The 12,183-nt window shown below is 61.1% G+C and carries 13 protein-coding genes and 2 pseudogenes; 4 read left to right on the forward strand and 11 right to left on the reverse strand.

The annotated features are described in order from the left end of the window. Positions 1–4 precede the first annotated feature (4 nt). Positions 5–1,051: a lysylphosphatidylglycerol synthase transmembrane domain-containing protein gene (locus tag HJC04_RS21280; RefSeq protein WP_210631978.1), complete on the forward strand. Its 1,047-nt coding sequence runs from the start codon at positions 5–7 to the stop codon at positions 1,049–1,051. A gap of 239 nt (positions 1,052–1,290) precedes the next feature. Here HJC04_RS21280 and HJC04_RS21285 read toward each other — a convergent pair whose 3' ends face one another. Further along, the gene (locus HJC04_RS21285) at positions 1,291–1,938 is read right to left on the reverse strand and encodes a BON domain-containing protein (protein WP_210631979.1); all 648 of its coding nucleotides are present in this window, start codon (positions 1,936–1,938) and stop codon (positions 1,291–1,293) included. Between the two features lie 161 nt (positions 1,939–2,099). On the opposite strand from HJC04_RS21285, the gene HJC04_RS21290 reads away from it, so the two are divergent. Next, complete coding sequence (locus HJC04_RS21290; RefSeq protein ID WP_247241771.1) at positions 2,100–2,771, forward strand: hypothetical protein; 672 nt, start codon at positions 2,100–2,102, stop codon at positions 2,769–2,771. Between the two features lie 103 nt (positions 2,772–2,874). On the opposite strand, the gene HJC04_RS21295 is transcribed toward HJC04_RS21290, so the two are convergent. The 5 genes and pseudogenes from HJC04_RS21295 to HJC04_RS21315 form a co-directional block, all read right to left on the reverse strand. After that, positions 2,875–4,782 (reverse strand): PAS domain-containing sensor histidine kinase, encoded by a 1,908-nt coding sequence (locus HJC04_RS21295; RefSeq protein ID WP_259668912.1) that lies wholly within the window; start codon positions 4,780–4,782, stop codon positions 2,875–2,877. A 204-nt stretch (positions 4,783–4,986) separates the two neighbouring features. Further along, positions 4,987–5,970: a zinc-dependent alcohol dehydrogenase family protein gene (locus tag HJC04_RS21300; protein ID WP_210631981.1), complete on the reverse strand. Its 984-nt coding sequence runs from the start codon at positions 5,968–5,970 to the stop codon at positions 4,987–4,989. 50 nt (positions 5,971–6,020) lie between these two features. Then, a pseudogene (locus tag HJC04_RS21305) lies at positions 6,021–6,319 on the reverse strand (propionyl-CoA--succinate CoA transferase); the annotation flags it as partial. Between the two features lie 26 nt (positions 6,320–6,345). After that, a complete protein-coding gene (locus HJC04_RS21310) occupies positions 6,346–6,711 on the reverse strand; it encodes an EF-hand domain-containing protein (RefSeq protein ID WP_210631982.1) in 366 nt (121 codons plus the stop codon). 297 nt (positions 6,712–7,008) lie between these two features. Beyond that, positions 7,009–7,314 carry a hypothetical protein gene (locus HJC04_RS21315; protein WP_210631983.1) on the reverse strand — a complete coding sequence of 102 codons (306 nt, stop codon included), beginning with the start codon at positions 7,312–7,314 and terminating at the stop codon, positions 7,009–7,011. A 315-nt stretch (positions 7,315–7,629) separates the two neighbouring features. Here HJC04_RS21315 and HJC04_RS21320 point away from each other — a divergent pair, with 315 nt between their 5' ends. Together HJC04_RS21320 and HJC04_RS31865 are read left to right on the forward strand one after the other, a co-directional pair. Next, the gene (locus HJC04_RS21320; RefSeq protein WP_221147019.1) at positions 7,630–8,451 is read left to right on the forward strand and encodes a universal stress protein; all 822 of its coding nucleotides are present in this window, start codon (positions 7,630–7,632) and stop codon (positions 8,449–8,451) included. Positions 8,452–8,527: 76 nt separating this feature from the next. After that, positions 8,528–8,679: pseudogene (locus HJC04_RS31865) on the forward strand (universal stress protein); the annotation flags it as partial. Between the two features lie 44 nt (positions 8,680–8,723). On the opposite strand, the gene HJC04_RS21325 reads toward HJC04_RS31865, so the two are convergent. From HJC04_RS21325 to blh, 5 genes are read right to left on the reverse strand one after another with little or no spacing between them, the layout of a single operon-like run. Further along, the gene (locus tag HJC04_RS21325; protein ID WP_409078120.1) at positions 8,724–9,506 is read right to left on the reverse strand and encodes a sulfite exporter TauE/SafE family protein; all 783 of its coding nucleotides are present in this window, start codon (positions 9,504–9,506) and stop codon (positions 8,724–8,726) included. Next, positions 9,503–9,934, reverse strand: coding sequence for a YeeE/YedE family protein (locus HJC04_RS21330; RefSeq protein ID WP_210631986.1), 432 nt, complete (start codon positions 9,932–9,934; stop codon positions 9,503–9,505). Before HJC04_RS21330 ends, HJC04_RS21325 begins: the two co-directional genes overlap by 4 nt. After that, a complete protein-coding gene (locus HJC04_RS21335) occupies positions 9,931–10,341 on the reverse strand; it encodes a YeeE/YedE family protein (RefSeq protein WP_210631987.1) in 411 nt (136 codons plus the stop codon). Before HJC04_RS21335 ends, HJC04_RS21330 begins: the two co-directional genes overlap by 4 nt. After that, positions 10,338–10,685 (reverse strand): sulfite-sensing transcriptional repressor BigR, encoded by a 348-nt coding sequence (gene bigR, locus HJC04_RS21340; RefSeq protein ID WP_221147021.1) that lies wholly within the window; start codon positions 10,683–10,685, stop codon positions 10,338–10,340. Before bigR ends, HJC04_RS21335 begins: the two co-directional genes overlap by 4 nt. Further along, entirely contained in the window at positions 10,676–11,971 is a 1,296-nt protein-coding gene (gene blh / locus HJC04_RS21345) for a bifunctional sulfur transferase/dioxygenase Blh (RefSeq protein ID WP_221147022.1), read from the reverse strand. Before blh ends, bigR begins: the two co-directional genes overlap by 10 nt. Between the last annotated feature and the right edge of the window lie 212 nt (positions 11,972–12,183).

Raw genomic sequence — 12,183 nt, forward strand, 5'->3', positions numbered from 1 at the left:
GATCATGGTCAATCGCCGACCAGATCTCGTGGCACCGGGGGAGCCATCGCTGGAGTCGGAATTCCCATCGCTTTCAAGTGAGCCGAGCACCGTCAACCTGCTCGTCGGCTGGGGAATTGGCGTTCTCGTCCTTGCAGGATTGGTCGGCTTCATCCTGCACTTCGGCGATCTCAGTCTGTTCATCGCCACACTGAAATCAGCGGATCCCAGCTGGCTTGCGGCGGCGCTGATAGTCCAGGCAGCCACCTATGTCTGTGCGGCGGCAATCTGGGCAATGGTGATGGCCAAGGCCGGCCACCGCAAACGGATCCCCGACCTCCTTTGCCTGGCAGTTGTTGAACTTTTCGCCAATCAGGCGATCCCGACCGGTGGGCTGAGCGGTAGCCTCATGGTGGTTCGCGGCCTGATCAAGCGGGCTGTTCCCTCGCCGATTGCGATAACCGCGCTGCTGGTGGCGGCAATCTCCTATTACGCCGCCTATCTGCTGGTCGCCTTCATGGCCTTCGCACTTCTGTGGTACGGAGGCGAACTGACCGACATCTGGTTCTCCCTATCGATCGCCTTCAGTGGCGTCGTCGTCCTCATCGCGGCTCTTCTGCTCCTTGTCGCCCACTCCCGCGGCCGGTTTATCCCCAGACGGATGTTGTCCTGGCCGCCTATCGCGAGAACTGCGGACATGCTAGCCAAAGTCAGGCGCGACTTGCTGAGCGACGGTACCGTTCTGGCTCAGGCAACGGCCTTACAGGCAGCGATCTTTCTTCTCGACGCTGCAACGTTATGGCTCGCGCTACGGGCAATTGGCGTGCACATCGAGCTGTCGAACGCCCTGGTCTGTTTCATTCTGGCCTCCGTCGTCGCGACACTTTCGCCGCTACCACTTGGTCTCGGTCCCTTCGAAGGAAGCTGCGTCGCTCTCCTTCACCTGCTCGGGGTGCAGGTCGAAATGGGACTCGCGGCGACACTTATGCTGCGAGGCTTCACGTTCTGGCTGCCGATGCTGCCTGGCCTCTGGCTTATTCGCCGAGAAGCCCGGGAGAAGCAGACATCATAATCGCGATGGGTTCAGCCAGGAGAAGACGCCAGTAGTGAAATTCACATGGTGCCTGTCGCGGAGGTCGCCGTGGCAATGTCGGCATACACGAGACCAAACACTTAAAACGCGTCGCATGAATCGATGCGACGCGTGAGGCCCCATCTGCGGCATTCGGTCATACACGGCGGCTCGACTTCAGCCAGGCCGATATGCTGCTTGAGCAGACGCCGAGCCGTCGCCTGACGATTCCCTTCCCTTCAGTGCACCGCGATGCGGTTGTCTACCTTGGTCACGCCGGGAACAGACCAGGCAGCGCGTTCAGCGGCGCGACGCTCGTTCAAGGAATGGACATCGCCATTGAGGACAACGCTGCCGCCGGCCACGTCAGCGCGAATGCCGGACGCCTCGATCTCGGCATTGCGGCGCAATGCACTCTCGATACGCTCCCGAACGTCAGCCGCGCTTGCGGTCGGCCGAATGGTCACACGATTGACGATCGCCAGAACCCCGCCCAGTTTGCGGACGGCATTTTCCGCCGCGACGCGCTGGAAGTGCCACGGCACCTCGCCCGTCAGCGTAACGCAGCCGCGCTGGACGGTCACGCCGATAGCGGCATCTGGAAGTGCTGTATCCCAACTGATGATCTTCACCGCCCGGGCAGCAATTTCGTCGTCGGCATGCTTCTTCCGCTCCGGATAGCGAATCTCGATTTCCTCGGCAATTGCCCGTACACCTCTCACACGTCGCGCCGCTGCTTCGGCAGCGGCCTTTTCCGCATAACTCTCGACGTGGCCTGACAGGGTGACGATCCCATTTTCGACCGCGACGCCGATATTGGCAGCATCAATGCTTGGCTCGAACTCAAGTTCGTCCAGAACGTCCTGTTGTATGGTACTGTCGTGCATCTGATCTCTCCACTTTTGAAGATGATAGAGGGGGAACCCTCGGAGGCAACTCTGTCCCTTTCCCGGCAGGACTGCATTGCGGTCGATCAAAGAAAGCTTGCGACTGCGCGTTTGAGATCCGATTGCAATTTCCCTCATGAACTCTTCCGCAGGCGCCTGATTTGACCGATCTCAAGGAAAGGCGTCGCCAAAACTCCGATAAACTCAAGAAATCATGCATGTGGATGCTGAGATCGAGCCCGACCGCTGATGAAGGTTTGCGTCACATAGGGCGCCAAAAAGAGATTGTTCGGCAGATGGACGATGAGAGCCACACGATCATTTTGAAAGTCGATTGCGCCGCGCGCCTATTCAACTCCCTCGACCCCACGCCATTTCGTGAGCGGGACCTTGATCCAGACGCGGAGCGCTTCATCGTCGAATGGGCACAGGAAGCACCGAGAAGCGCTCGGCTGGAGATCGTCGTTCAGCTGCCAGTTCAAGAACTCGCAACCGACTCGGCTGCAATGATATGCGAGGCAATTCAACATAACTTCGGCGATCGAGCCGTTCAAACTCGCCGCGAATTGCGGGAGCTCCTACGGGAAGGGCGACGTGAACTGATCGTTGGCATTCCGACCCTGGCGTTGAGCATCGTTTGCAGCCAACTCATCATCAACGTGATGGGATCGGACACCCTTGGAAAGGTCCTGAGCGAAAGTCTGCTTATTTTCGGCTGGGTTGCGAATTGGCGCCCGCTCGAGATCTTCCTTTATGATTGGTGGTCCATCGCCCTTAAACGCCGCTTCTATCAAGGACTCGCGGCAGCCGATGTGAAAGTCGTTGCAGCATGATTATCCAGATCCGGCCTGCTCCTCCCCGCAATCACCCACGCAACAGGTTTTCCCGCGTGGCAGCGCCGACGAGAAGTTTCGGGAACCCCAGCGAAAGGCGAAGTCAATCGAGGAGCTCACGGAGCCGGAACGCCAACTCACGGGCGGTATAAGGCTTCTTCAGCCAGCTCCCGGAAAGGGCCAGCTCCCGGCCTGCGATTGCCGGCTCCGCGTACCCAGACGTGAACAGGATCTTGATCCCGGGCTTCCGCGCCCTCACTTCGTTGGCGAGCTCATCGCCGGTCATGCCGCCTGGCATGACGATATCGGTGAAGAGCAAGGCGATATCATCATGTTCGTCCAGCCGCTCCAGCGCTTCCCCACCATTCGCGGCCGAGACGACCGTGTAACCTGCGGCTGCCAGACGGGAGACAGCGACGCGGCGCACGCGCGGATCGTCCTCGACGACGAGGATTTTTTCGACGCCGCCCGGAATGCTCGGTTGGAGGCGCTCTTTCGCTCCCTCTTCGCCGGCGCCTTCTGCCGCCGCGCGCGCGGCTGGAAGGAAGACGCGCACACTCGTACCCCGGTCGATCTCGCTGTAAAGCTGGATAAAACCGCCGGATTGCTTGGCGAAGCCATAAACCATCGAAAGGCCGAGCCCGGTTCCGGCGCCGACGCCCTTGGTGGTGAAGAAGGGTTCGAAGGCCCGCTGCTTGACCTCGGCCGTCATGCCGCCGCCGGTGTCGGTGACCGAGATCAGCACGTAATCGCCGGTGCGCACCTCGGGATACATCTTGGCATAGTCGACATCGAGCTTGACACGCGAGATCTCGATCGAAACCTGCCCGCCGCGGGGCATCGCGTCCCTGCCATTGAGCACGAGGTTCAAAAGCGCATTTTGGAGTTGCGAGCTGTCGACGAGCGCCTTGTTGTCTACGCCGGTGACGATGGTACGGAACTCGATCGCCTCGCCCACAGTGCGCCGCAGCAGCTCGGAAAAGCCTGAAACCAATTGCGCGACATCAACGAGCTTCGGGTTCAGCGGCTGCCGGCGGCCAAAGGCGAGCAACTGGCCCGTAAGTTTGGCGTTATCGTCAGCAGCATTCTGCGCCTCACGCAGGAGCGGCCGCAGCCTTTCGTCGGTCAACTTATCCTCGATCATCTCGAGATTGCCGATGACGACGGTCAGAAGATTGTTGAAGTCGTGCGCCAGTCCTCCGGTCAACTGACCAATCGCTTCCATCTTCTGCGATTGGCGCAGTTCCTCGTCGATCCTCTGGCGGCTCGTCAGATCACGGATGAAACCGGTGAATATCTGCTTGCCATTGGCAATGGCCTCGCCGACAGCGAGCTCCATGGGAAAGACGGAGCCGTCCTTGCGCTGCCCGGTCACTACCCGGCCATAGCCGATGATGCGCCGTTCGCCAGTCGTCATGTAGCGAGAGAGATAGCCATCATGCGCGTCGCGATCAGGCTGCGGCATCAACATCTTGACGTTCCGGCCAAAGACTTCCTCGGAGGAATAGCCGAAAAGTCGCTCGGCCGCGGCGCTGAAAGAGGAGATGGTGCCGGTACTGTCGATGACGATCATCGCCTCGGGAACGGTATCGAGGATGGAGCGCAAATGCGCCTCCCGTCCTGCGAGATCATCCTGCACCCTCTTCATACTGGTCACATCATTGTTGGTCTGGACGATCATGCCCTTGGAGGAAGATGGGTCGATCCCAATCCAGCGAGTAGCGATGAAGAGGGTGCGCCCGTCCTTGTGGCGATGCAGCACCTCGCCTTCCCAGGCGCCTTCGCTTCGCACCGCTTCGCGGATTTCTTCCACCGGCCGGGGGAAATGCGTTGCCAGAAGCTCATGTACGACCTTGCCGAGAGCCTCTTCCCGCGACCAGCCGTAAAGTGCTTCGCAGCCGCCGGTCCACCGGCTGATGACGCCATCGAAACCATGGATGATGAGATTAGCTCCATCGAGCAGGCGCGCGAGCTCGACGAGCTGGGTTTCGCTGGTGGATCTGGTCGTCATGTCGCCGTTCATGGCACTTCTTCATCAAAAGACAGGTGGCGCGGCTTCGATCGTAAGATCATCCGACATTCGCCGCCATCAAGAATGCACTATCGTGCCACATTTTGCGAGACAGCGTCGGGTGCCGGCCGACAACAGGTTATCCCACGGCCGCCTACCGGCTACGAGAGCGTCTCGCTTTCGGGTCAAGACTGCGGCAACCGCTCAAGGCGTCAGAACGGCGGCCCCGTTCACCCGGCCTAGCCGAAGATCCTCAAGCGCTCTGTTGGCATCGACAAGCGCATAGACAGACGTATGGGTCCTGACCCTGGCCTTGCGAGCGACCGGAAAGAATTCCTCCGCGTCGGCGCGCGTGAGATTAGCGACCGAGACCACGCTTCGCTCGCCCCAAATAAGGGCATAGGGCATCGCCGGGAGATCGGTCATGTGGATACCGCCGCAAACGACCCTGCCCCCCTTCCGCACTGCCTTCAAGGCAGCCGGCACGAGCTCGCCGACAGGCGCGAAGATGATCGCCGCGTCGAGTGGGACCGGCGGACTTTCGTCCGAACCTCCCGCCCAGACGGAGCCGAGGCCGAGCGCGAAATCTTGCGCCGCCTCGTCGCCGGGGCGTGAGAAGGCATAGACCTCGCGACCCTGCCAGCGACAGATCTGGGCGATGATATGAGCGGCCGCGCCAAATCCGTAAAGACCGATCTTGCCGGCATCGCCGGCCTTCTTCAGCGAACGCCATCCTATAAGGCCGGCGCACAGCAGCGGCGCAAGCGCAACGGGGTCGGCATCGTTCTCCAGCGCAAAGGCATAATCCGCATCTGCAACGACATGTGTGGCAAAACCGCCATCGCGCGTGTAGCCGGTGAATTCAGGACGGTCGCAAAGGTTCTCCCGTCCGGCGCGGCAGAAGGAGCAGGACCCGCAAGTGTGTCCCAGCCACGGCACGCCGACCCTTTGCCCGAGCCGCGACGAAGCGACACCCCCGCCGACGGCCTCGACGATGCCGACGATCTCATGGCCCGGAACGAGCGGAAGCTTTGGATCGGCCAGATCGCCGTCACAGACGTGAAGATCGGTTCTGCAGATGGCGCACGCCTCCATCCTCAGCATTAGTTGCCCATATCCCGGCGCGGGATCGGGCCGCTCTTCCGAGCGCAGCGGAGAGCCCACCCTTTCGAGGACCATTGCCTTCATCAACGCCTCCTCACCTCTGTGACGCGACTCTGGTCGACGAACATCACTTAGCCGGCATTGATCGCCCGGAGTAAGACGGGATCGGATTGGACCGGCATGCGGCGCGCGATGACATGAGCCTCGGTGGCGTGCCGTCGAGATTGTCGCCGAGCGAGGCACCGATCATCAGTGTGATCTTCAGCGGATCGCGTCTTGCCCGTTCCGCCAGCGCCAGCGGCACGGCCTTGGCCTCGCCGGCTCTGGTGAAGCCGCTCATGCCGACGATCATGCCATCGGTGATCAGCTGCGCGGCCTCCGCGGCATCGACGACACGATCCCACAGCCGATCGTTCGGAAGCCGGTCATGCACAGGCCCCTTTTATTTACCGGTCCTGCCTATTGCCGCCAGAACGCCTGCATCTCCTCGGGCGTGACCTTGCCGTCTTTGTTGGCATCCACGCTGTCGAAAATCCGCTTATGGATGGCCGTGACCTCCTCGAATGACAGCGCACCATCCCCGTCCACGTCGGCAATTGCGAACATGATCTTCATCATCTGACCGCGCATGCCCATCTGGGGCATGCCTCCCATCATGCCGGGCTGCATCATCATACCCTGCCCCATCATTCCGCCGGGCATCATGCCGGAGCCGGGCATGGACTCCTGGCCCTGTCCGTTCGTCTGTGCGACCGCGAATCCCGCAGCGCCGAGGGCGATCGTTGCGGCCAAAACGAGAGTGTTTGGAATTCTTGTCTTTCTCATGTCCTTCCCCTTTGGTGGATCTGTCTACTCGCCTGTTTCCGAAGTGGAGCAGGACGATTTCGAATGCCGGATCCGTCGGATCCGGCGCCGGGTCATCCAGTTGACAACTTGCCGATGCTGACCCGAGGCCATGACACTGCGTCCGTCGCAGTGATCGGCGACAGGCGCAGTCCGAAAGCCCGGATAACGCACGCCTGCGGTAATAGAAACGCCAGCCTCAGATGAAAACAGAAGCAGGTTCTGGCGAAATTGCTCACGTAAGCTGAGGTTGCGCCCAAGCTCCACAGATCGCCTTCATCAGCCAAAACGTCGGCTGATGAAGTTGAAGATAATAGCGATCAATGCTCCCGCGTAGCCGCCGAAGATAACGCTTTGAATCGTCCCCAGGGCCAGGCTTCGAAGATCAAAGCCGGTCAGACCCGAAAAGAACTGCAGCCAAGGCCGATGCAGCCCCCAGTCGGGAGCTACGAAGCCGAGAACCATGCAGAGCAGGAATGAGATGGTTACGAAGGCGGCCAGTGTCGTGCCAAGCACCAGCACGGAGACATGAATCGGCATTGCAGAGTAGGTTGACGGTTGCGCATGCAAGGTAGTGTTCGCCATTGAATGATCCTCCGCATATGACCGCGAAGCCGCGGCCATGACGATAGAGCCATCATCTGTCTATCGGGCGTGAGCCCCATTGATTCAGGTCAACAATGGCAACGCTTTTGCTTTCAGGGAGCTTAACGTCTCGCCCCTCTTACGAACGGTTCAGCAGGAAATCTGCGGCATCCGGATGCTTGGTTGAAGCCCCTCAGCAAGACGGTGGCCAGTTTCCAGATTCTCAGCCTGGTTGCGCCGCGGCCTTGACGAAGCGCAATGCAGACTCCCTCTGCGGCAGGCATCATGACGGCTGTTTAACCTCAGGAGGCCAGCATGCACCCGCAGTTCCATCTTCCGTTGTCGACCTATCCCGACGCAAGTTCCTTCACCATAATCGACAATGCAATTGACCTGGCTCGGCAGAATGACGCCCATCTGGTCGCCAGCATCCCGCAAGTTCGCATCCCCCAGGTCCACCAGCCCTTTCCGACAGTGATCGATGTCGACACATGGCGGGGGCAAGCAGAGCAGTATAGCCGGGACAGCGGGACTGCGCTGCGGGAACATCTCACCCACGCTGTTTCGGAGACTGACGTCCGAATACGAATCCATGGATTCGAGGCCACGGAGCCGTTCGTATATGAACGACTTTCCGAAATTGCCAGGTGCCACGACCTGTCCATCATCGAGTCCTCGGAGCTCTCCCGCCAGCTTTCCGAGACGCTGCTGTTCGGAAGCGGCCGTCCCCTCGTTCTATTTCCCGCCACCAGCGTCTGCTCTCGCGTAGACACGATCGCCGTTGCCTGGGACGGCAGCGCCACCGCCGCGCGTGCCCTATCCTGCGCCCGCATTTTCTTCGAGCGGGCGACCAAGGTGCAGGTCATCTCGATCACCGACGACAAGCAGACCGACGAGGTGAACCGCGCCCTTCTCATCTCGTCTTTGAAGCACTCTGGATTGGATGTGGAAGACGTATCGATCCAGGCAGGTGGAGAGACCGCGACCGCGGCCATCCAATCGGCTGCGCTGGAACGAAAAGCAGACCTCCTGGTTGCGGGCGGTTTCGGCCATTCCCGGCTTCGTGAATTCATCCTCGGCGGCGTTACTCGCGAATTGCTCGTCCACGCTGAGCTCCCGGTGCTTCTCGCCCATTAGAGGAACCGAAGAGCGTTGCGGATGACCGCCACGTCGACCGCCTCCTGAGGCAACACCCCGCCGCCGGGCTGAAACTGACGAGGTCCTGAGGCAGCATGCGACGGATGAGATTGCCGATTTGATCGTCATGGGCGCATACAATCACGCTCGTTGGCGGCAGACGCTGTTCAAGGCGTGACGCACAACATGATAGGGCAAAGCAGCATGCCAGTTTTCCTGGCGCATTAACCGAGGGCGGAACATGACCGCGCCCCGTCCCTCTGCTTTGCGCCTTACCCCGACACCAGCGTCCCCCGGTTCCGATGCAAAATGTAAGCAGCAACCACGAAGATGAGCGCTGCGAAGAGGCGGTTGAGGATGTTCTTGTAGGCGCTGAGCCGCGTGGCGAGCAGCATGCCAAAAACGCCGCCGACAATGCCGCCGCCGATGAACTCGGCGGCAAGCCACCAGTCCACAAGGCCCGAACTGGCATAGTTCAGGGCGGTCGCCAGTCCGAACGCACCGACGGAGAGGAGAGATGTGCCGATCGCGTTGATCATCGGCATGCCCGTCGCCAGCATGAGGCCGGGCACGATCAGGAAGCCCCCGCCGATCCCGAAGAAACCGGATGCGGCGCCGGCGGCGAGTGCCACGGCCGCGGTGGCGAGGCACATCCTGAGGTCGACCGGGCGGCCGTCGACGGCCACCGCCTTCCGGGGTTTCAGCATCAGAGCGCCAACGACCACCATCACGATCCCGAAGAAAAAGATCAGGCGATCTCCGTCTATCGCCTTGCCGAGGCTGGAGCCGCCTACGGCACCGGCGATGCCGAGTGCAGAGAAGACGGCCGCGCAGCGCCACCAAACGTGACCCTTGATCGCGTGGCTGGCAAAATTTGCGAATGCGTTCGCCGAAACAGCGAGCGCTCCCGTGCCGATGGCAATGTGCGGCTGGGCCACTCCCACCACATAGAGCAGAAGGGGCGTTGCCAAGATCGATCCGCCTCCACCCAGGAGACCGAGCATGAAGCCGACGAGTCCGCCGGAGCCGACTGCCGAAACGATAGGATAGTTCACGCCCGTCCGCCCCATACTCTGTCATACAAGGTCATCCCGCCCAGCATCGCGACGACGAACAGGATTGTCGGAGGAAGACCCATTGACAGGGATGCGACTGCCGGACCTGGACAGAAGCCGCCGATCCCCCAGCCAAGGCCGAACAAGACGGAGCCGATAACCAGCGGCGCATCGATCCGGCGGCTCGCCGGCACATGGAAGCTGTCGTCAAAGGCTGGGTGCCGCATCCGCTTCATCACCTGCACGCCGATGGCCGCGACCGCAACTGCACCGCCGAGAACGAAGGCGAGGCTCGGATCCCAGGCGCCGAAGACGTCGAGGAAGCCCTGGATGCGGACGGGGTTCAGCATGCCGGACAAGGATAGCCCGAAGCCGAAGACGACGCCCGCGGCGAGCGCCGCGACGATTTGGTAGACTTTCCTGTTCATGACCCGACACCTCGCAAAATTGCGACGCCGATCACACCGGCGGTCAGGAACGTGGCGACCGCCACCATCGATCGTGTAGAAAGGCGGGCAAGCCCAAGCACGCCGTGTCCGCTGGTGCAGCCCGAGCCCATGCGTGAGCCGAAGCCGACAAGCAGTCCCGCCACGATGAGCAGCGGCCAGCCGGCGGTGATCTGCACGACCGGCCAGCCGCCGAACACGAGGAGATAGGTGAGCGGCCCGAGCATCAGCCCGAGCACAAAGGCAAGGTTGGTCGTCAAGCCGATCCCTTGCGCGAGACGCCCGACGATCCCGCTGATCCCGGCAATCCGGCCGTTGAGGAGCAGAAGCATGACGGCCGATGTCCCGATCAGCATGCCGCCGAGCAGAGATGGGAGATAGGCGCTCATTTTTCTTCCTTCACGCAGAAGATGTCATAGAGGGCGGCAACCAGTTGCGCGGCCTTTTCTTCCGTCAGACGGTAGAAGATCTGTTTCCCCACCCGCCGCGTTTCGACGATGCCGGAGCCACGCAGTACCGTCAGGTGCTGCGACAGATGCGGCTGGTGGACGTCGACTTTCTCTTCAAGCTCCCCGACCGAATACTCGTCTTCCACCAGGGTGCAGACGACCATCAGACGCGCCGGATGGGACAGCGTCTTCAGAAGGTTCGCCACTTCGCCCGCGCGGAGAGAAAGCTCCGCAGGAGACAGCCCAGCCGTCATCATTGCCTTCAGATCGGCGGTCATCCCCATGCTGCTCCCTGTAACGCATCGAGCGGAAACTTGAGGTAGCGCTTGCCGTTGGCTTCCGGCTCCGGCAGGCGCCCACTGCGGATGTTTACCTGCAGGGCATGGAGGATGAGCTTCGGCATCGGCAGCGTCTTGTCGCGCTTCGTCCTGAGCGCCACGAATTCTTCTTCCGTCACAGCAAGATGCGGGTTGAACTTCTTCTGATCAGCGACGCTGCTTTCCCAGCGAGGTGCCCGCCCGTCTGGCTGGTAGTCGTGGCCGGTGAAGATCCGCATCTCATCCGGGAGCGTGAGGATGTCCTGTATCGACTTCCACAGGACGCGTGCGTCACCACCGGGGAAGTCGGCTCGTGCGGTCCCGCTGTCGGGCATGAAGAGCGTGTCGTGCACGAAAGCCGCATCGCCGATCACATAGGTGATAGAGGCGAGGGTGTGTCCCGGCGAGAACAGCACCTTGGCATCGATGGAGCCGACCTTGAAGGTCTCACCATGGGCGAACAGCCGGTCCCAATGCGAACCGTCGGTCGCGAGCTCTGGCCAGTTGTAAATGCCCTTCCACAGCTTCTGGACATCCACGACGCGCTCGCCGATGGCCGTTTTCGCCCCCGTCTTCTCCTTCAGATACTGCGCCGCCGAGAAGTGGTCGGCGTGCGGATGGGTGTCGAGGATCCACTCGACGCTCAGCCCCTGGTCGCGGACGTAGTCGAGGATGGCGTCGGCATTGATGGTCGCTGTCGCCCCTGACTTCTCGTCGAAGTCGAGCACAGGGTCGATGATGACGCACTCGCTGCTCGCGGGATCTGAAACCACGTACTGAACGCTCCAGGTACGCTTGTCGAAGAAGCCCTTTACCTGTGGACGGCGCGCGGCTTGCTTCTCAAGCCAGCGTGCGGCGGCGCTGGTGTCGTAGCCGCGGCTGCGTCCGAACTCGACGACCTCATCGGCAGACATGCGGCCGTCAAGGACCTCACCGATCAAGTAGAGGCTCAGCGAGCGAGTGCCGGTCTTGCAGTGGCCGAACACAGGTCCCTCGGATTCGTCGACCGCGCGCTGGAACGCACGCACGTCCGCCTCGGTGATCGTGCTGGCCGTGACCGGGATGAACGCATAGGACAGGCCGCAGTGCTTCGCTTCCTGGCTTTCCGCTTGCGTGCCGGGTTGTGCAGGATCCTCGTCTTCCGGTCGGTTGTTGATGAGTGTCTTGAATCCTTTGTCGCGGAGTGACTGGATGTCCTCAATGCTCGGCTGCGTCGAGACGGAAAGCTTCTCGGATATTGCTGTAATGGGCATGACTGGCTCCGTGCTTAATCATTATATGTTCTAATATAATATATATCGATATCTCATCAAGATCGGGCATGCAACTTTGTGCTTAGCCTGCGGCTCCCCGAAGAGGAGGAACCGCCATGGCCATGACATAAAAACCGGGTCAGCGCGCCCAGACATCCGACGAGATCAACCGGCGACCTGCGCTGGCAGATGGAGGAGAGGCTCACATCCCG

This window comes from Rhizobium sp. NLR8a, from assembly GCF_019685235.1.
Classification (GTDB): domain Bacteria; phylum Pseudomonadota; class Alphaproteobacteria; order Rhizobiales; family Rhizobiaceae; genus Rhizobium.

Bases quoted from the DNA above. Each gene is read 5' to 3' on its own strand.
- HJC04_RS21280 (WP_210631978.1), top strand. From the start codon at position 5: ATGGTCAATCGCCGACCAGATCTCGTGGCACCGGGGGAGCCATCGCTG.
- HJC04_RS21315 (WP_210631983.1), bottom strand. From the start codon at position 7,314: ATGGCGAACACTACCTTGCATGCGCAACCGTCAACCTACTCTGCAATG.
- bigR (WP_221147021.1), bottom strand. From the start codon at position 10,685: ATGGGGATGACCGCCGATCTGAAGGCAATGATGACGGCTGGGCTGTCT.
- HJC04_RS21300 (WP_210631981.1), bottom strand. From the start codon at position 5,970: ATGAAGGCAATGGTCCTCGAAAGGGTGGGCTCTCCGCTGCGCTCGGAA.
- HJC04_RS21310 (WP_210631982.1), bottom strand. From the start codon at position 6,711: ATGAGAAAGACAAGAATTCCAAACACTCTCGTTTTGGCCGCAACGATC.
- HJC04_RS21335 (WP_210631987.1), bottom strand. From the start codon at position 10,341: ATGAGCGCCTATCTCCCATCTCTGCTCGGCGGCATGCTGATCGGGACA.
- HJC04_RS21330 (WP_210631986.1), bottom strand. From the start codon at position 9,934: ATGAACAGGAAAGTCTACCAAATCGTCGCGGCGCTCGCCGCGGGCGTC.
- HJC04_RS21295 (WP_259668912.1), bottom strand. From the start codon at position 4,782: ATGACGACCAGATCCACCAGCGAAACCCAGCTCGTCGAGCTCGCGCGC.
- HJC04_RS21285 (WP_210631979.1), bottom strand. From the start codon at position 1,938: ATGCACGACAGTACCATACAACAGGACGTTCTGGACGAACTTGAGTTC.
- blh (WP_221147022.1), bottom strand. From the start codon at position 11,971: ATGCCCATTACAGCAATATCCGAGAAGCTTTCCGTCTCGACGCAGCCG.
- HJC04_RS21320 (WP_221147019.1), top strand. From the start codon at position 7,630: ATGCACCCGCAGTTCCATCTTCCGTTGTCGACCTATCCCGACGCAAGT.